Annotated in this window: 18 protein-coding genes; 12 read left to right on the top strand and 6 right to left on the bottom strand. The window is 66.5% G+C overall.

Annotated features, from left to right (window positions below; all coding sequences use genetic code 11):
* Positions 1-86 precede the first annotated feature (86 nt).
* Together rsgA and AC6LKD_RS24805 are read right to left on the bottom strand one after the other, a co-directional pair.
* A complete protein-coding gene (gene rsgA / locus AC6LKD_RS24800) occupies positions 87-1,001 on the bottom strand; it encodes a ribosome small subunit-dependent GTPase A (RefSeq protein ID WP_013392428.1) in 915 nt (304 codons plus the stop codon).
* Positions 998-2,248: a M48 family metallopeptidase gene (locus AC6LKD_RS24805; RefSeq protein ID WP_041652860.1), complete on the bottom strand. Its 1,251-nt coding sequence runs from the start codon at positions 2,246-2,248 to the stop codon at positions 998-1,000. Before AC6LKD_RS24805 ends, rsgA begins: the two co-directional genes overlap by 4 nt.
* A 137-nt stretch (positions 2,249-2,385) precedes the next feature.
* Between AC6LKD_RS24805 and orn the strand changes: the two genes are divergently transcribed.
* Together orn and AC6LKD_RS24815 are read left to right on the top strand one after the other, a co-directional pair.
* A complete protein-coding gene (gene orn, locus AC6LKD_RS24810) occupies positions 2,386-2,931 on the top strand; it encodes an oligoribonuclease (protein WP_013392430.1) in 546 nt (181 codons plus the stop codon).
* 13 nt (positions 2,932-2,944) lie between these two features.
* Entirely contained in the window at positions 2,945-3,919 is a 975-nt protein-coding gene (locus tag AC6LKD_RS24815) for a sigma-54 interaction domain-containing protein (protein ID WP_041652865.1), read from the top strand.
* Between the two features lie 4 nt (positions 3,920-3,923).
* Here the strand turns inward: AC6LKD_RS24815 and AC6LKD_RS24820 are convergent, their stop codons facing one another.
* The 3 genes from AC6LKD_RS24820 to AC6LKD_RS24830 all read right to left on the bottom strand — a co-directional run bounded on the left by AC6LKD_RS24820 (position 3,924) and on the right by AC6LKD_RS24830 (position 6,646).
* Positions 3,924-4,874, bottom strand: coding sequence for a tripartite tricarboxylate transporter substrate binding protein (locus tag AC6LKD_RS24820; RefSeq protein WP_498117755.1), 951 nt, complete (start codon positions 4,872-4,874; stop codon positions 3,924-3,926).
* Between the two features lie 71 nt (positions 4,875-4,945).
* Positions 4,946-5,272 carry a DUF4387 domain-containing protein gene (locus AC6LKD_RS24825; RefSeq protein WP_013392433.1) on the bottom strand — a complete coding sequence of 109 codons (327 nt, stop codon included), beginning with the start codon at positions 5,270-5,272 and terminating at the stop codon, positions 4,946-4,948.
* Positions 5,273-5,284: 12 nt separating this feature from the next.
* Positions 5,285-6,646, bottom strand: a complete 1,362-nt coding sequence (locus tag AC6LKD_RS24830) for an acyclic terpene utilization AtuA family protein (RefSeq protein WP_498117756.1) — start codon at positions 6,644-6,646, stop codon at positions 5,285-5,287.
* Between the two features lie 180 nt (positions 6,647-6,826).
* On the opposite strand from AC6LKD_RS24830, the gene AC6LKD_RS24835 reads away from it, so the two are divergent.
* Entirely contained in the window at positions 6,827-7,453 is a 627-nt protein-coding gene (locus AC6LKD_RS24835; RefSeq protein ID WP_498117757.1) for an NAD(P)H-hydrate epimerase, read from the top strand.
* Positions 7,454-7,468: 15 nt separating this feature from the next.
* Here the strand turns inward: AC6LKD_RS24835 and paaX are convergent, their stop codons facing one another.
* Positions 7,469-8,398 carry a phenylacetic acid degradation operon negative regulatory protein PaaX gene (gene paaX / locus AC6LKD_RS24840; protein WP_498117759.1) on the bottom strand — a complete coding sequence of 310 codons (930 nt, stop codon included), beginning with the start codon at positions 8,396-8,398 and terminating at the stop codon, positions 7,469-7,471.
* A 174-nt stretch (positions 8,399-8,572) separates the two neighbouring features.
* Here paaX and paaA point away from each other — a divergent pair, with 174 nt between their 5' ends.
* The 9 genes from paaA (at position 8,573) to paaK (ending at position 16,729) form a co-directional block, all read left to right on the top strand.
* A complete protein-coding gene (paaA, locus tag AC6LKD_RS24845) occupies positions 8,573-9,562 on the top strand; it encodes a 1,2-phenylacetyl-CoA epoxidase subunit PaaA (RefSeq protein ID WP_041655302.1) in 990 nt (329 codons plus the stop codon).
* Between the two features lie 83 nt (positions 9,563-9,645).
* On the top strand, positions 9,646-9,930 hold the full coding sequence (paaB, locus tag AC6LKD_RS24850) for a 1,2-phenylacetyl-CoA epoxidase subunit PaaB (protein WP_013392438.1): 285 nt from the start codon (positions 9,646-9,648) through the stop codon (positions 9,928-9,930).
* 15 nt (positions 9,931-9,945) lie between these two features.
* Positions 9,946-10,710, top strand: coding sequence for a 1,2-phenylacetyl-CoA epoxidase subunit PaaC (gene paaC, locus AC6LKD_RS24855; RefSeq protein ID WP_498117760.1), 765 nt, complete (start codon positions 9,946-9,948; stop codon positions 10,708-10,710).
* On the top strand, positions 10,707-11,213 hold the full coding sequence (gene paaD / locus AC6LKD_RS24860; protein WP_013392440.1) for a 1,2-phenylacetyl-CoA epoxidase subunit PaaD: 507 nt from the start codon (positions 10,707-10,709) through the stop codon (positions 11,211-11,213). Before paaC ends, paaD begins: the two co-directional genes overlap by 4 nt.
* Before the next feature lie 13 nt (positions 11,214-11,226).
* Positions 11,227-12,315 (top strand): 1,2-phenylacetyl-CoA epoxidase subunit PaaE, encoded by a 1,089-nt coding sequence (paaE, locus tag AC6LKD_RS24865; RefSeq protein ID WP_013392441.1) that lies wholly within the window; start codon positions 11,227-11,229, stop codon positions 12,313-12,315.
* Between the two features lie 48 nt (positions 12,316-12,363).
* Positions 12,364-14,028 carry a phenylacetic acid degradation protein PaaN gene (paaN, locus tag AC6LKD_RS24870; protein WP_013392442.1) on the top strand — a complete coding sequence of 555 codons (1,665 nt, stop codon included), beginning with the start codon at positions 12,364-12,366 and terminating at the stop codon, positions 14,026-14,028.
* A 14-nt stretch (positions 14,029-14,042) separates the two neighbouring features.
* Positions 14,043-14,831, top strand: a complete 789-nt coding sequence (paaG, locus tag AC6LKD_RS24875) for a 2-(1,2-epoxy-1,2-dihydrophenyl)acetyl-CoA isomerase PaaG (RefSeq protein WP_498117761.1) — start codon at positions 14,043-14,045, stop codon at positions 14,829-14,831.
* Between the two features lie 2 nt (positions 14,832-14,833).
* Positions 14,834-15,304 carry a hydroxyphenylacetyl-CoA thioesterase PaaI gene (paaI, locus tag AC6LKD_RS24880; RefSeq protein ID WP_013392444.1) on the top strand — a complete coding sequence of 157 codons (471 nt, stop codon included), beginning with the start codon at positions 14,834-14,836 and terminating at the stop codon, positions 15,302-15,304.
* 111 nt (positions 15,305-15,415) lie between these two features.
* Entirely contained in the window at positions 15,416-16,729 is a 1,314-nt protein-coding gene (gene paaK, locus AC6LKD_RS24885; RefSeq protein ID WP_013392445.1) for a phenylacetate--CoA ligase PaaK, read from the top strand.
* The last annotated feature ends 11 nt before the right edge of the window (positions 16,730-16,740 follow it).

Genomic DNA, 16,740 nt, shown 5'->3' on the forward strand with positions numbered 1-16,740 from the left:
ATACGGCCCCGTTCAGGGGCCGTATTCATTGCGGGACCGCAGCCAGGACCCGGCCCCGCGTCGCACGCCTTTACGGAACAGTGCGCCTAGTAGCGCTGTTGCCCAGCCAGGTTCTCTTCCAGGATGCGCTGGTACAAGGCGTAGCGGGCCGGATCGATCGCGCCCGCCTGCAGGGCCGCGACCACGCCGCAGCCGGGCTCCTGCCGGTGGGTGCAGTTGTAGAAACGGCACTGCTCGATGGGCTGGGTGAACTCCGGGAAGCCGCGGATGATGTCTTCGCGGCTGAGGTGCTGCAGGCCGAAGGCCTGGAAGCCCGGAGAATCGATCAGGTCGCCGCCGGGCGCGGGCAGATGGTAGAGCCGCGTGCTGGTGGTGGTGTGCTTGCCCATGTCCAGCGCGGTGGAGTGCTCGCGGGTCGGGGCGGCAGCGTCCGGCACCAGGGCATTGAGCAAGGTGGACTTGCCCATGCCGCTCTGGCCCAGCAGCAGGCTGGTGTGTCCGGCCAGGCGCGGCGCAAGCAGGGTGTGCACCTTCTCGGGTTCCCGCGCGCTGAGTTCGATCACGTCCACGCCCAGCGCCGCGATCGGCGCCAGCCGGGCGCGCGCCGCGGGCAGTTCGTCCGCCAGGTCGGTCTTGTTCAGGATGATGATGGGTGCGATGTCCGCGCTCCAGGCGCCCGCCAGGGCGCGCCCAGTCAGGTCGTCGGAAAACGTGGGCTGCACGGCGACCACGATTAACAACTGGTCGACGTTGGACGCGAACTGCTTGGAACGCATTTCGTCCGATCGATACAGCAGATTGCGCCGCGGCAGGATGGCGTCGATGGCGCCTTCGTCCTTGCCCTGCGGCGTGATGCGCACGCGGTCGCCCACGGCGGCGCCTGCCTTCTTGCCGCGGGGGAAGCACTTGCGCAACGTGCCGTCGGCCAGCTCCACGGTGTAGTGGCGCCCGTGGGCGGCGATGATGCGGCCTTCGTTGGACCCGGCTTCCGGCGCGGTCATGCGGTGGCGGCCGTCAGGTGGCGGATGCGCACGGCGGCGGGCGGATGGCTGTCGTAGAAGGCGGAATGCACGGGGTCGGGAGTCAAGGTGGCGGCGTTGTCGTCGTAGAGTTTGACCAGCGCGGATACCAAGCGTTCCGGCGAGCTCTGTTCGGCCGCATAGCGGTCCGCTTCGAACTCGTCGCGGCGCGAATACCAGCTGGCCACGGGCGTGAGCATGAAAGTGAAGACGGGGATGACCAGGAAGAACAGCAGCAGCGCCATGGCGTCGTTGCGTCCGCCCAGCTGCGGCATGACGCCCAGCCCCACATAGAACCAGGGCTGCTGCGAGATCCAGCCCAGGATGGCGAAGAATGCCAGCGCGGCGGCAAAGCTGAAGACGATGCGCTTGACGATGTGGCGCTTGGCGAAGTGGCCGAGTTCGTGCGCCAGCACGGCTTCGATCTCGTCGCCATTCAGGCGCGCCAGCAGGGTGTCGAAGAACACGATGCGGCGAGAGCGGCCGAAGCCGGTGAAATAGGCATTGCCGTGGGCTGAACGGCGCGAGCCGTCCATCACGAACAGGCCGTTGAGCGCAAAGCCGCAGCGCTGCGCCAGGCGCTGGATGCGTCCGGCCAGCTCCGGGTCGGACAGCGGCGTGAACTTATTGAAGAGCGGGGCGATGAACATCGGGTAGACGATCAGCAGCGCCAGGTTGAACGCCGTCCACAGCGCCCAGGCCCAAACCCACCAGTAGGCGCCCGCGCTGCCCATCAGCCAGAGCACGGCGGCCGCCAGCGGCAGGCCCAGCACCGCCGCCACCAGCAGGCCCTTGAACGCATCGGCGGCGAACAGGCCGGGCGTCATGCGGTTGAAGCCGAAGCGCGCCTCCAGCTTGAACTGCCGCCACAGCGTGAAGGGCAGGCCCAGCACGCCCAGCAGCAGCGCCACCACCACCAGCAGCAGCATCTGCCGCAGGAAGTCGTTGCTGGTAAGCTGGGCCACCATCAGGTCGATGAACTGCAGTCCGCCCATCAGGGTCAGGACCACCAGCAGGATGGCGTCATAGGTGCGTTCCAGCATGCCCAGCTTGACCCGCGCCACCGTGTAGTCCGCCGCGCGCTGGTGGCTGGCCAGCCCGATGCGGTGAGAAAATTCGGACGGCACCTGGTCGCGGTTGCGCGCGACGTGGCGGATCTGGCGGCTAGCCAGCCACAGGCGCACGGCAATATCGGTCAGCAAAAAGGCAACGAACAGCAGTGTGAACATGGGCGATGCGGCTTGCTCAAATAGGTATGTGCGAAAATCGCGTGTTTTTACCGCCAGGCGGTCCCAAGGTAAGAAGCGCCCCATTGGGGCAGCATGCCGAAGGCGCCGCGTGGGGGTATTCCTTATAGGCAAATTATATGGCTGTGAATGAAAACCGCCTGGTCTGGCTGGACATGGAAATGACCGGCCTGGATCCCGAGAAAGAACGCATCATCGAAGTGGCCGTTGTGGTGACCGAGCCTGACCTGACGGTCGTGGCCGAAGGCCCCGTGCTGGTGGTGCACCAGCCCGACAGCCTGCTCGACGCCATGGACAGTTGGAACAAGTCCACCCACGGAAAGAGCGGCCTGATCGACAAGGTCAAGGCGTCCACGATTTCCGAGTCCGAGGCCGAGGATACGCTGTTGGCGTTTCTGGCGCAGCACGTGCCGGCGGGCAAGTCGCCGCTTTGCGGCAACACCATCAGCCAGGACCGCCGCTTCATGTTTGCTTACATGCCGCGCCTGGAGCAGTTCTTCCATTACCGCAACCTGGACGTGAGCACGCTGAAGGAACTGGCGCGCCGCTGGGCGCCGGCCGTGTACAAGGGCTTCGAGAAGAAGAGCCGCCACGAAGCGCTGGCCGACATCTACGAATCGATCGACGAGCTCAAGTACTACCGCGAACACTTCCTGAAGGTGTAAGCGGCCACTGTCCATGCCCGCCGCCCCGTCCGCCTGCGAGCCGCTCATCGGGGATCACCCGTCGATGGCGGCCCTGCGCGATCTGGTCGGCCGGGTCGCGCGCAGCAAGGCCAGCATCGTCCTCATCTACGGCGAGACCGGTACCGGCAAGGGGCTGGTCGCCCGCAACCTGCATGCGCAGTCGGCACGCGCGGCCAAGGGCTATACCGAGATCAACTGCGCCGCCATTCCGGGCAATCTGCTCGAATCCGAACTGTTCGGTCATGAGCGCGGCGCGTTCACAGGGGCGGTGGCGCGCAAGACCGGGCTGCTGGAAGCCGCCAACGGCGGCAGCGTGTTCCTGGATGAGATCCGCGAGCTGGACCCGGTCATGCAGGCCAAGATCTTGACGCTGCTGGACAGCCGGCGCTTCCGGCGCATCGGTTCAGTCCAGGAAGTTTCGGTCGACGCCCGCTTCATTGCCGCCACCAACAAGATCCTGCTGGGGGAAGTGCAGGCCGGGCGCTTTCGCGACGACCTGTATTACCGCCTGCAGGTGGTGTCGATCAACCTGCCGCCGCTGCGCGAGCGGGGCGACGACGTCATCGTGCTGGCGCACCGCTTCCTGGAGCGCTACAACGCCACCCACGGTAGCCGCTTCAGCGTCATCGATCCCGAGGTGCGGCGCATTTTCCAGGCCTATGCCTGGCCGGGCAATGTGCGTGAACTCAGCAATCTGCTGGAGCGGATCTGCATCCTGGAGGACGGCGACACGGTGCTGGCGCGGCATCTGCCACAACGCATTCTGCGCGAAGCGGCCAAGCCCGCGCCCGCGGCCTCGCCTGCCGCTGCGGGCAGCTATGCCGAGCAATCCGCGCAGTTCCAGCGCGGCCTGATCCGCTCGGCCTTGCAGGCCCATGGCGGCAATCTGGGGCGCGCCGCCGAGTCCCTGGGACTCACGCGGCACGCTCTGCGCCACCAGATGCTCAAGCTGGGGCTGGACGGCTGAAGCGCTATTCCGCGCTGATGTTGTGCTTGCGCGCGATGCCCTGCCACATCGCAAGCTCGTCGCGCACGCGTGTGCCGAACTCGGCGCTGTCCATGCGGGAAGGCACGGTGCCGTCCAGATCGAGCAATGCCTTCATTTCCGGCGAAGCCGAGATCTCGACGAGCGCGGCGTTGAGCTTGTCGATATAGGGCTGCGGCGTGCCCGCGGGCGCGAACACGCCGACCCAGATCTGCACCGAATATCCCGGCAAGGCCTGGGAGGCCGGCGGCAGATCGGGGAAGGCGGGGGAGGCGCCTTGCGCCGTGGTGGCCAGCAGCTTGACCTTCTTGCCCTGCACCACGGGAGCCAAAGTGCTGTAGTTGGACAGCATGACGTGGATCAGGCCGCCCGCCAGGTCGGAGGCGGCGTTGGCCGCGCCCTTGTAGGGCACGTGGGTCATGTCCGTGCCGGCGGCGTCGTCCAGCATGACCGTGGCCAGATGCGCCAGCGAGCCGACGCCGGCGCTGCCGTAGTTCAGGGCGCCCGGCTTGCCGCGCGCCGCCTCCAGCAGCTGTTTCAAGGAGTTGTAGGGCGTTTGCGCCGAGGCCGCGATGACCAGCGGCCCCTGTCCTATCATCGCCACCGGCGCGAACTGCTTCAGCGGATCATAGGGCAGGTGCGGCTGGGTGGCGGCGGTGGTCAGGAAGGTCGATGAGGTCAAGAGCAGCACCGAGCCGTCCTTGGCCGAACGGGCCACGTACTCGGAGCCGATCGCGCCGGCCGCGCCGCCGCGGTTTTCCACGATGACCGTGTTGCCCAGGCGGGCCGCGAGCTGCGGCGCGATGGCGCGGGCGATCGCGTCATTGCTGGCGCCGGCGGTAAATGGCACCACGATCTTGACCTGCTTGGGCACTTCCGTCTGGGCCGCTGCCGCGCCGGCCAGCAGGGACGCGGCCAGGAACAACGTTGTTTGCATGAGCGCTTTCATGATCGATTCTCTGGGAGAGCGAGGGTTGGAGCGGGCGCCGGATGCGGCGCCCGCGGCGTTCAGTCCGGCATGGGGACGGCGACGTCCAGCAGCGGCGCGTACTGCTGCGCGCCGAAGATGTCGCCGTCGCCCGCGGAGCCGCTGGGAGCCAGCCGGTAGATCGTGAACTTGATGGCCAGGCCGGGATCGTAATGCACGAAGTCCGAGATGCGGCTGTCGTCGATGCGGTAGAGGGCCGCCATGCTGGCGCGCGTCAACGCGCCGGAGCGCTTGACCGCCTCGTAGGTCGCGGGCTCGCGGAAGATGATGTCGAAAGTGATCTTGTTCACGCCCGCGTTCTTGCTGCGGATGGTCTTGGCCAGGGTGCTGAGTTTCTGGGTGCTCATGATCTTGCCGGCTCAGGCGCCAGCCTCGGTGAGGTGGGTCGGGAAGAGTTCGCCGGCATCGGCGACCGGCAAGGTGTGGTTCAGGGTCCAGCGGTAGGCGGCGCTGGTGCGCACCACCTCGTCCAGCGGGAAGGACACGGAGCCGGCCGTGCCCTTCACGTCGGGCAGGCGGGCGTAGAACATCTGGCGCAAGCCCGTGAGCGTCAGTTCCTCGGCCATTTCGGCGGTCGGGGCCACGCCCTGGACCATGACGCACAGCTCATGGCCCGGCTGGTCGCGCAGCGGTTCCAGGTCGCCCATGACGCCGTCGCGCCCGTAGACCTTGTAGTGCAGCTCATAGCCCGAGTGGCCGAAGCGTTCGCGCACCTTGTCGCGCGCCCACGCGATGACTCGGTCGACGTTGGCGATGGTGTAGGGGTCGCGGATGCCGCAGAGTCCCATGTAGCGTTCGCCGACCTTGCCCGAGCCTTCCAGCTTCACGCGCACCTGGGTGGCGGGCTCAAAGCGCGAACCCGTGATGCGGGTGGTCTTTTCGCTCAACTGCTCGTAGCGGCAGTCGGCCATGTCCAGCCGGCCGCCGGCGAAGAATTCCTCATAGGGATTGGAGCGTTCGTACATCGCGTGGCCCGCGACCGAGGCGATGGTGCAGCGCTGGTCGGGGTGCATGGCGGTGACGCGCACGTCCTCGGCCGAGATCTCGCCCATCACGGTTTCCTTGCCGCCATAGGGTTCGGCGCAGAACGAGGCGCATTCCAGCACCTTGCCCAGGTAATAGGCACGGTCGGCGTCGTAGCCCTGGTGCAGGGCCGGAGCGGCGAACACGGCGGCGTCCGAGCTGCGCCCGCCGATGACCACGTCCGCGCCGGCTTCGAGCAGCTTGATATAGGGGTGCACGCCGGCCACCGCCACGATGCGGTCGCTGGCGTCGAGTTCGGCCTCGGTCAGGTCGGCGTAGCCGTCCAGGCCCGCCACTTGCTGGCCGTCGCGCAGGGCGCGGCGCACGCGTTCTTTGTCGACTTCCGAATAGAAATAGCCGACCTTGAACGGCGCCAGCTTATGTTCCGCGGCAATTTCCTTGATCAGGCGCACGTACAGGTCGACGCGGCTGTTGGAGCCGGTATCGCCGGCCGACCCGATGACCATGGGCACGCCCAGCTTGCGCGCGGCCAGCAGCATCTGCTCCAGGTCGTGGCGCTGCCAGGCTTGCGGGCTGGTGGAGGTATCGGAGCCCAGCGGCACCGGACCCACGTCGTCGCTGCCCGAATCGGCGGCGATGCAGTCCGGCCCGGCGGCGACGCCGAGCTGGAAGCTCTCGGTGCGCAGGGGGGCGAATCCTAAGTGCCCATTCGGGCAGATGATGCTCATGGAACGCATGGGTGTAGTCTCTTCAGTTGAGTCGTCCGGTCTCGCTCGTACCGGCTATGACTACAACGCAAGATGCGTGCCAGTTGGCAGAAAGCGCAAATCCCGGGCATTTGCCGTGCCTGGCACCGTGGTTCATCCTGATTTGAAGGTAAATTTTCACGCAATGCGTGAATTACACGCATGAAACCTATGCCATCTTCCTATTCCGTAGCCCAGATCCGCGACGCCGAACGCCAGGCCCTGGCCGCAGGCAGGCGGCTGATGCCGTTGGCGGGGGTGGCTGCCGCCCGCTACGCCGGGGCGCGGATCCGGCCAGGGGCGGTGGTGCTGGCGCTGGCGGGCCCGGGCAACAATGGCGGCGACGCGCTCGAAACCGCAACCGGCCTGCGCGCGATGGGACACGATGTGCGGGTGCTGTTGCCCTCGGGTTCCCAGAACCTGCCCGCCGATGCCGCCCGCGCCCATGTCGGCTGGCTGGCTGCGGGCGGCGCAACCTGGTCAGAGTTGAAACCGGATTTCGTGCCGGAGCTGGTCATCGACGGCCTGTTCGGCATCGGCTTGAATCGCCCCTTGGGCGCGGACTGGCAGGCGCTGGTGGATACGGTCAACGCCTGGAATGTGCCGGTGCTGGCGCTGGACGTGCCCAGCGGCATCGACGCGGACACGGGCGCGGCGCTGGGGCGGCCGATCCAGGCGCGCTGGACCCTGTCTTTCATCGGCCGGGCGAGGGGGCTGGAAGGCCCGGGACCGGGGCGCGACGCCTGCGGCGTATCAGAGGTGGATACGCTGGGCGTAGCCATCGCCCCGGCGGCCTGAGCCCTGGGGCTGGTCTCAGGCGGGCTTGCCGCCAAAGCGCGCGGCGATATCCTCCGACAGCGGCGCGTAACGCTCGTTGTCGCGGCCGGCCAGCGCGTCCAGGTGCGCTTCCGACGCCTCGAACACCTGCCAGTAGACGCGTCCGCAGATTTCGCGGGCGGCATGCCCGGGCCAGTCCTCGGGCAGCATGGGGCCGGGCAGTTGCGGATCGTGCAGCACGATGCGGCGCCAGCTGTGCAGCAGCATGACCCGCACGATGAAGGCCTCGGCGGGCGCGGGCGGGGTCTCCAGCAGCTTTTCCAGCGGGCCGAAATTCTTGGCGAACTGGCGGTACTGCTCGGCCAGTTCGTCCAGGTTCCAGCATTGCGAGGCCAGGCTGGCTATCGGCAGGCCGCCGGCGCCGGCCAGGTCGCGGGCCGACAGCACCAGCGCCCGGTCCGGGATGCCCAGCTTTTCCAGGATGTCGTGCGCGGCGCTCGCTTCCGTGTGCGGATGGGCGAACAGCCCCGGCGCGATCATGCCGAACCCTTCCCAGACCAGTTCGCGGCGCAGTTCCGCGCGCTCGGCCAGCCCGTTGCCGGTGCGCGGCAAGGCGACCAGCGTCCATTCCCCGTTCCATTCCTGGGGCGGGCCCACATAGATGCGCTGCGAGGCGTGCGCCGTGTGGCGCAAGCCCTGCTCGGAAATCAGGTAGAGGCTGCGGCGCCCGTGGCGTTCCGATTGCAGCCAGTTCTGCGCCACCAGGCGGAAGACGCTGGTGCGCAGCAGCCGTTCATTGATGCCCAGCGGGGCCAGCAGCTCGATCAGGTCGCCCAGCCAGATGGCGCCGCCGTGCGGGGCCAGAGCGTCCCCAAGCAGGCTGACGCAGAGCGATTTCGCGCGCGGCGGATCGTTCTTGATCAGGCGTGACAGAAAGCGGTCCAGGGGCGACTGAGGGTTTGCCATTAGAGGGGGCCGCGGGCGGCCGATATCGGGATCCGCAATATGATACATAAATCCAATGTGATACAGATTTGAGTTTGACAATGAATTTTTTGTATTAAATAATCCGCCTATGACATGACGGCACTGCGGAACGTTTGCTTTGCGTTTTCGCAAACCGTCTTCAAGGAGACAAACATGTACGCTCAACTCGTCGAAACCGGCGTCAAGCAGGTCAAGACCGCGGACCAGCTCGAAGGCCGGGAACAGACGTTCCAGCGCCGGATCGACGACGGCGTCCGCATCGAGGCCAAGGACTGGATGCCGGACGCCTATCGCAAGACGCTCGTGCGCCAGATTTCCCAGCACGCGCACTCCGAAATCGTGGGCATGCTGCCCGAAGGCAACTGGATCAGCCGCGCGCCTTCACTCAAGCGCAAGGCCATCCTGTTGGCCAAGGTCCAGGACGAAGCCGGCCACGGCCTCTACCTGTACAGCGCCGCCGAAACCCTGGGCGTGTCGCGCGACGACCTGATCGACGACCTGCATGCTGGCCGCGCCAAGTACTCCAGCATCTTCAATTACCCCACGCTCAGCTGGGCCGACATCGGCATGATCGGCTGGCTGGTCGACGGCTCGGCCATCATCAACCAGATCCCGCTGTGCCGCTGTTCCTACGGCCCCTATGCGCGGGCCATGGTGCGCGTCTGTAAGGAAGAGTCCTTCCACCAGCGCCAGGGCTACGACCTGCTGATGCAGATGTGCCTGCACGGCACGCCCGAGCAGAAGGCCATGGTGCAGGACTCGCTGAACCGCTGGTGGTGGCCGGCGCTGATGATGTTCGGTCCCTCGGATGCCGACTCGCCCAACAGCGCCCAGTCCATGGCCTGGAAGATCAAGCTCTTCTCCAACGACGAACTGCGCCAGAAGATGGTGGACCAGACCGTGCCGCAGGCCGAATACCTGGGCCTGACGGTGCCGGATCCCGAACTCAAGTGGAACGCCGAACGCGGCCACTATGACTTCGGCGAGATCGATTGGTCCGAGTTCTACGCGGTGCTCAAGGGCAACGGCCCCTGCAACCGCGAACGCCTGGCCGCGCGCGTCAAGGCGCACGAGGACGGCGCCTGGGTGCGCGATGCATTGGTCGCCTACGCCGACAAGCAGGCCGAGCGCAAAGCAGCCTGAACTCGCGTCCGGGCTCCACTCTTCTTCACCACCATTGCAAACCGGAGCGCGCGGCGCGCGCCCGGCATTCGAGGATATCCATCATGAGCAAAGACTGGCCTTTGTGGGAAGTGTTCATCCGCAGCCAGCACGGCCTGGCGCACAAGCACGTCGGCAGCCTGCACGCATCCGACGCCGAAATGGCGATCAATCACGCCCGCGACGTCTACACCCGCCGCAACGAGGGCCTGAGCATCTGGGTGGTGCGCGCCTCCGATATCTCGGCCAGCAGCCCGGGCGACAAGGATCCGCTGTTCGAACCGGCCAACAGCAAGGTTTATCGGCATCCCACGTTCTTCCCGATGCCCGAAGAAATCAAGCACATGTAAGACGGCGGGGGAGACATGGACAAGACTCTGTTTGAATACCTGCTGCGCCTGGGCGATTCCTCGCTCATCCTGTCGCAGCGGCTGGGCGCCTGGACCGGCCACGGCCCCATCCTGGAAGAAGACCTGGCGCTGACCAACACCGCGCTCGACCTGCTGGGCCAGGCCCGCATGTGGCTGACGCTGGCGGGCGAGGTCGAAGGCGCCGGCCGCGACGAAGACGCGCTGGCCTACCTGCGCGACGCGCACCAGTTCCACAACGTGCTGCTGGCGGAACGCCCCAACGGCAACTACGCCGACACCATGGCGCGCCAGTTCCTGTTCGACGTCTGGCACTACTTTCTCTTGCAGCGCCTGGAGCAGTCGGGCGATGAGCGCGTCGCCGCCATCGCGGCCAAGGCCATCAAGGAAGTGACCTATCACGTGCGCCGTTCCTCGGACATGGTGGTGCGCCTGGGCGACGGCACGGCGGAAAGCCACGCCAAGATGCAGGCGGCCATCGACGACGCCTGGCGCTTCACCGGCGAGCTGTTCGCGGACGATGCCATCGACCAGGACGTCGCCGCCCGCGGCGTCGGCTGTGAGCTGTCGGCCTTGCGCCAGCCCTGGCTGGCCCACGTGCGCGAAGTGCTGGAAGAGGCCACCCTGACCGTGCCTGACGAGTCCGCCGCCAACCATCTGGCGTACCGCGGCGGCCGCCAGGGCAAGCACACCGAGGAACTGGGCTACGTGCTCGCTGAAATGCAGTTCCTGCCGCGCGCCTATCCCGGAGCCACCTGGTGAACGCGCTGGCGCCCGTATCCGCCGACCAGGTCTACACCTGGCTGCAGGAGGTCCCCGATCCGGAGATCCCCGTGCTGTCCGTGGTGGATCTGGGCGTGGTGCGCGACGTGTCCTGGGATGGCGAGGCCTGTGTCGTGGTCATCACGCCCACGTACTCCGGCTGTCCGGCCATGCGCGAGATCACCCAGGACATCCAGCAGACGTTGGCCCGCCACGGCATCGCCGAGGTCCGCGTGGAAACCCGCCTCGCGCCGGCCTGGACCACCGACTGGATGAGCGAAAAGGGACGCGAGGCGCTCAAGGGCTACGGCATCGCCGCGCCCGCCGAACGCGCCGTCGACATTTCGGGCATCAGCCGGCGCGCGTCTGGCCCCGCCATCGCCTGCCCGCGCTGCGGTTCGAAAGACACGCGCCTGGTCAGCAACTTCGGGTCCACGTCGTGCAAGGCGCTGTATCGCTGCGTGTCTTGCCGCGAGCCCTTCGATTATTTCAAGACTCACTGAGAGCGGTTTCGCAATGAGCCAGAACCAATTCCATGCCTTGACGGTGGCTTCGGTGGCGCGCAACACGCGCGACGCCGTGGTTGTGACCTTCGACCTGCCCGAGACGCTGGCGCAAGAGTTCGCCTTCCTGCCGGGCCAGTACCTGACGCTGCGCACCGAGCTGGACGGCCAGGAACAGCGCCGCTCCTACTCCATCTGTTCCGCGCCGAACGACAAGCTGCTGCGCGTGGCCATCAAGAAGGTGGACGAGGGCGTTTTTTCCAGCTGGGCCAACCATGAGCTGCAACCGGGCCAGACCCTGGAAGTCATGGCGCCGGCCGGCAACTTCACCGTCGATTTTTCGCCCGAGAACAAGCGCCACTATGTGGCGTTTGCCGTAGGCAGCGGCATCACGCCGGTGTTCTCGCTGGTCAAGACCGCGCTGTCGACCGAGCCCAATAGCAAGTTCACGTTGTTCTTCGGCAACCGCGCCTCGTCGGCCGTGCTGTTCCGCGAAGAGATCGAAGACCTGAAGAACCTCTACATGGAGCGCTTCTCGCTGGTTTACATCATGAGCCGCGAGACCCAGGACATCGAACTCTTCAACGGCCGCCTGGACGGCGACAAGGTCGACCAGCTGATGGCGGCCTGGATGAGTCCCGAGGATATCGATTACGCTTTTGTCTGTGGTCCGCAGACCATGACCGAAAGCGTGGTCGAGCGGCTGCAGGCCCGCGGCATTCCGAAGTCGAACATCAAGTTCGAACTGTTCGGCGCGCCCAAGGGGCCGCGCGCATTGCGCACCGGCCAGGACGCCCGCCAGGCGCCCGGCAAGGGCCAGTGCGAAGTGACCGTGGTGCAGGACGGCCACAGCCGCATGTTCGTGATTGAAAAGAATAAAGACAGCGTGCTGGATTCGGCGCTGGCGCAAGGGATAGAACTGCCGTATTCGTGCAAGGGCGGAGTGTGCTCCACCTGCCGCTGCAAGGTCATCGAAGGCGAGGTGGACATGGATGCCAACTTCGCCCTGGAAGACTACGAAGTGGCGCGCGGTTTCATCCTGAGCTGCCAGAGCTTCCCCGTCAGCGACCGCCTGGTCATCGACTTCGACCAGGAAACCTGACCCGGCCCGCGCCAGGCAGATAAAACCATATCCATTTGGAGAGACGCAGTGTCCCAACAATTCTTCGAACGCCACCAGCCCCTGCTGGAACAAGCCATGGCCGCAGCCTCCTTGCGCGGCTACTGGAGCCCGTTTGCCGAGTCGCCCAGCCCGCGCAACTATGGCGAGACCGCCAACGACGAGGGCCGCGCCGCCTTTGAAGCGCTGCAAGGCAAGCCTTTCCCGCTGAACCTGCATGACGCCGACGGCACCGTGGGCGGCGAGCAGTCGCCCTTTGGCTTCGACCTGGGCATTACCTATCCGCGCGTCCCCGCCGACAAGCTGATCGCCGCTTCCAAGCGCGCGCTGGAAGACTGGCGCCGCGCCGGTCCGCGCGCCTGGGTGGGCGTGTCGCTGGAAATCCTGGCCCGCCTGAACAAGCGCAGCTTCGAGATCGCCTATGCGGTCCAGCACACCACCGGCCAGGGCTTCATGATGGCCTTCCAGGCCGGCGGCCCGCACGCGCAGGACCGCGGCTTCGAAGCCGTGACCTACGCCTGGCAGGAAATGTCGCGCATCCCGGGCGTGGCCGTTTGGGAAAAGCCGCAGGGCAAGAATGACCCGATCCGCATGGAAAAGCAGTTCACCGTGGTGCCGCGCGGCGTCGCGCTGGTGATCGGCTGCTCCACCTTCCCGACCTGGAACGGCTACCCCGGCCTGTTCGCCAGCCTGGCCACCGGCAACACCGTCATCGTCAAGCCGCATCCCGGCGCGATCCTGCCCCTGGCCATCACCGTGAAGGTGGCGCGCGAAGTGCTGCAGGAAGCGGGCTTCGACCCGGACGTGGTGCTGCTGGCGGCGCACGCCGCCGGCGACGACACCGCGCAGAAGCTGGCGCTGGACCCGGCCGTCAAGATCGTCGACTTCACCGGCAGCACCGCCAACGGCGACTGGCTGGAGAACAACGCCCGCCAGGCGCTGGTCTACACCGAGAAGGCCGGCGTCAACCAGGTCATCATCGATTCCACCGACGACCTGAAGGGCGTGGCCCGCAACCTGGCGTTCTCGCTGGCCCTCTACTCGGGCCAGATGTGCACCGCGCCGCAGAACATCTATGTGCCGCGCGACGGCATCCAGACGCCGGAAGGCCGCGTCAGCTTCGATGAAGTCGCCGCCGCCCTGGGCGCCGCGGTCGAGAAGGTCGGCGCCGATGCGGCCAAGGCCGTCGAGTTGACTGGCGCGATCCAGAACCAAGGCATCGTCGAGCGCATCGAAAAGGCCCGCGCGCTGGGCCTGCCGGTGGTGGCCGACAGCAAGGCGCTGACGCACCCGCAATTTGAGAACGCCCGTGTCCGCACGCCGCTCTTGCTGCGCACGGAAGCCGGCAACGCCGCCATCAGCCAGGAATGGTTCGGTCCGATCGCCTTCGTGGTCGCCACGGATTCCACCACCCACAGCATCCAGCTGGCGCGCGACAGCGTGATCAAGCATGGCGCGTTGTCGCTGTCCGCCTACACCACCAGCGACGCCGTCGCCGACCAGGTGCAGGACGCGGCGGAAGTCTCGGGCGTGTCGCTGTCGCTGAACTTGACGGGCGGCGTGTTCGTCAACCAGACGGCCGCCTTCAGCGACTTCCACGGCACCGGCGCCAACCCGGCCGCCAACGCCGCGCTGTCGGACTCGGCTTTCGTATCCAACCGCTTCCGCGTGGTGCAAACCCGCCGTCATGTCTGAACGGGGCGGCTGACATGAGCTACCAGGATATCCAATTCGACCTGTCCGGCGGCATCGCGCGCCTGACGCTGAACCGTCCCGACAAGCTGAACAGCTTCACGGCCAACATGCACGGCGAAGTGGCCGAGGCGTTGACGCGCGTGGAAACCGAGGGCGCGCGCGTGCTGCTTCTGACCGGCGCCGGCCGCGGCTTCTGCGCCGGCCAGGACCTGAGCGAGCGTAAGCCCGCCGCCGACGGCACGCCGCCCGACCTGGGCGAGACCGTCGACAAGTTCTACGGACCGCTGGTGCGCCGCGTGAACGCCTTGCCCATGCCGGTGGTGGTGGGCGTGAATGGCGTGGCCGCCGGCGCGGGCGCCAATCTGGCGTTTGCCGGCGACATCGTCATCGCCAAGGCTTCGGCCACGTTCATCCAGTCGTTCTGCCGTCTTGGGCTGATCCCCGACACCGGCGGCACCTTCGTGCTGCCGCGCCTGGTGGGCCGCGCCCGCGCCATGGGCCTGGCCATGCTGGGGGACAAGCTCAGCGCCAAGCAGGCCGAGGAGTGGGGCCTGATCTGGCAATGCGTGGCGGACGAGGAATTCGACGCCGAACTGGAACGCCTGGCCCAGCACTTCGCCAAGGCTCCGACCAAGGGCCTGGCTTTCACCAAGCGGGCCATGCAGGCCAGCCTGGGCAACGACCTGTCCACGCAGCTGGACCTGGAACGCGACATGATGCGCGAACTCGGCCGCAGCGCGGACTACGCGGAAGGCGTGGCCGCCTTCCTGGGCAAGCGCGAACCGCAATTCAAGGGGCAATAAGAATGAACGCACACGTTCCCGCGGTCGAAGTGCCGGCCGATCCCCAGGAGCTGGCGCAGGCCGTCGGCACCGTCATGTTTGCAGGCGACGCGGCGTCGCAAGGCCTGGACATGAAAATCGAGGAAATGGCGCCGGGCTACGCGCGCCTGACCATGCGCGTGCGCGCCGACATGCTGAACGGCCACAAGACCTGCCATGGCGGATTCATCTTCGCCCTGGCGGACAGCGCCTTCGCCTTTTCCTGCAATTCGCGCAACGTCAGCACGGTGGCGTCGGGCTGCACCATCGACTACCTGGCGCCGGGCTTCGAAGGCGACCTGCTGACCGCAGTGGCGCAGGAGCGCTCGCTGGCCGGCCGCACCGGCGTCTACGACGTAACCGTGACCAACCAGGATGGGCGTAACGTGGCGCTGTTCCGCGGCCGTTCCTACCGCATCAAGGGCCAGATCGTTGGCGTCCCCGCGGACGCTTGAGCCAGCCAACCAACCAAAGATACGGCCGCGGGCCGGGCCGCGAGCGGGCAGGGCTTCCGCCCGCCGCGCGACCGGGCTCCGCGCAGAGAGAATTTCAGGAGAGAGATAACCATGTCCAACACCATGAGCAAGCCGGGGCTGGACCCCATCGAGCATGCCAGCGAGGATGAGCTGCGCGCGCTGCAACTGGAGCGGCTGAAGTGGTCGCTCAAGCATGCCTATGAAAACGTGCCGCACTACAAGAAGGCTTTCGATGAAGCCGGCGTGCATCCCGACGACCTGAAGCAGCTGTCCGATATTTCGAAGTTCCCCTTTACCACGAAGAAGGAACTGCGCGAGAACTATCCCTTCGGCATGTTCGCCGTGCCGCGCGAGCGCATCTCGCGCATCCATGCATCCAGCGGCACCACCGGCAAGCCGACGGTGGTGGGCTATACCCAGGGCGACCTGGACAACTGGGCCAACCTGGTGGCGCGTTCCATTCGCGCGGCGGGCGGCAAGCCCGGCGACACGGTGCACGTGGCCTACGGCTATGGCCTGTTCACCGGCGGCCTGGGCGCGCATTACGGCGCGGAACGCCTGGGTTGCACGGTCATCCCGATGTCGGGCGGACAGACCGAAAAGCAGGTGCAGTTGATCAACGATTTCCGTCCGGACATCATCATGGTCACGCCCTCCTACTTCTGCAATATTCTGGAGGAACAGCGCCGCCAGGGGATTGATCCGCGTCAAAGTTCGCTGCGCATCGGCATCTTCGGCGCCGAACCCTGGACCGGGCAGATGCGCGCCGACATCGAGACCGAAGCCGGCATCGACGCCGTGGATATCTACGGCTTGTCCGAAGTGATGGGGCCGGGCGTGGCCAGCGAATGCGTCGAGACCAAGGACGGCCCGGTGGTCTGGGAAGACCACTTCTACGCGGAAATCATCAATCCCGACACGGGCGAACCCGTGGCCGACGGCGAGCCGGGCGAGCTGGTGTTCACCTCGCTGACCAAGGAAGCGATGCCCATCATCCGCTACCGTACCCGCGACCTGACACGCCTGCTGCCGCCGACCGCGCGCAGCATGCGCCGCATCGGCAAGATCACCGGCCGCAGCGACGACATGCTGATCGTGCGTGGCGTCAACATGTTCCCGACCCAGGTCGAGGAACTGGTCCTGAAGATCGCCCAGCTGGCGCCGCACTATCAGCTGGTGCTGTCGCGCAGCGGAAATATGGACGAGCTGGAAATCCTGACCGAACTGCGCGCCGAGTTCTCGACCCTGTCGGATGCGGAACGCGCGAACCTGGGCAAACAGCTGCAGCACGCGGTCAAGACGCATATTGGCGTCAGCGCGCGTATCCAGGTGTCGGACTCGGGCCATGTGGAACGCACGCTGACCGGCAAGGCGCGCCGCGTGATCGACAAACGACCGAAATAAGGTCCTAAAAA

The sequence above is a fragment of the Achromobacter sp. D7-1 genome (genome assembly GCF_059760445.1).

Bases quoted from the DNA above. Each gene is read 5' to 3' on its own strand.
- rsgA (WP_013392428.1), bottom strand. From the start codon at position 1,001: ATGACCGCGCCGGAAGCCGGGTCCAACGAAGGCCGCATCATCGCCGCC.
- AC6LKD_RS24805 (WP_041652860.1), bottom strand. From the start codon at position 2,248: ATGTTCACACTGCTGTTCGTTGCCTTTTTGCTGACCGATATTGCCGTG.
- orn (WP_013392430.1), top strand. From the start codon at position 2,386: ATGGCTGTGAATGAAAACCGCCTGGTCTGGCTGGACATGGAAATGACC.
- AC6LKD_RS24815 (WP_041652865.1), top strand. From the start codon at position 2,945: ATGCCCGCCGCCCCGTCCGCCTGCGAGCCGCTCATCGGGGATCACCCG.
- AC6LKD_RS24820 (WP_498117755.1), bottom strand. From the start codon at position 4,874: ATGCAAACAACGTTGTTCCTGGCCGCGTCCCTGCTGGCCGGCGCGGCA.
- AC6LKD_RS24825 (WP_013392433.1), bottom strand. From the start codon at position 5,272: ATGAGCACCCAGAAACTCAGCACCCTGGCCAAGACCATCCGCAGCAAG.
- AC6LKD_RS24830 (WP_498117756.1), bottom strand. From the start codon at position 6,646: ATGCGTTCCATGAGCATCATCTGCCCGAATGGGCACTTAGGATTCGCC.
- AC6LKD_RS24835 (WP_498117757.1), top strand. From the start codon at position 6,827: ATGCCATCTTCCTATTCCGTAGCCCAGATCCGCGACGCCGAACGCCAG.
- paaX (WP_498117759.1), bottom strand. From the start codon at position 8,398: ATGGCAAACCCTCAGTCGCCCCTGGACCGCTTTCTGTCACGCCTGATC.
- paaA (WP_041655302.1), top strand. From the start codon at position 8,573: ATGTACGCTCAACTCGTCGAAACCGGCGTCAAGCAGGTCAAGACCGCG.
- paaB (WP_013392438.1), top strand. From the start codon at position 9,646: ATGAGCAAAGACTGGCCTTTGTGGGAAGTGTTCATCCGCAGCCAGCAC.
- paaC (WP_498117760.1), top strand. From the start codon at position 9,946: ATGGACAAGACTCTGTTTGAATACCTGCTGCGCCTGGGCGATTCCTCG.
- paaE (WP_013392441.1), top strand. From the start codon at position 11,227: ATGAGCCAGAACCAATTCCATGCCTTGACGGTGGCTTCGGTGGCGCGC.
- paaG (WP_498117761.1), top strand. From the start codon at position 14,043: ATGAGCTACCAGGATATCCAATTCGACCTGTCCGGCGGCATCGCGCGC.
- paaI (WP_013392444.1), top strand. From the start codon at position 14,834: ATGAACGCACACGTTCCCGCGGTCGAAGTGCCGGCCGATCCCCAGGAG.
- paaK (WP_013392445.1), top strand. From the start codon at position 15,416: ATGTCCAACACCATGAGCAAGCCGGGGCTGGACCCCATCGAGCATGCC.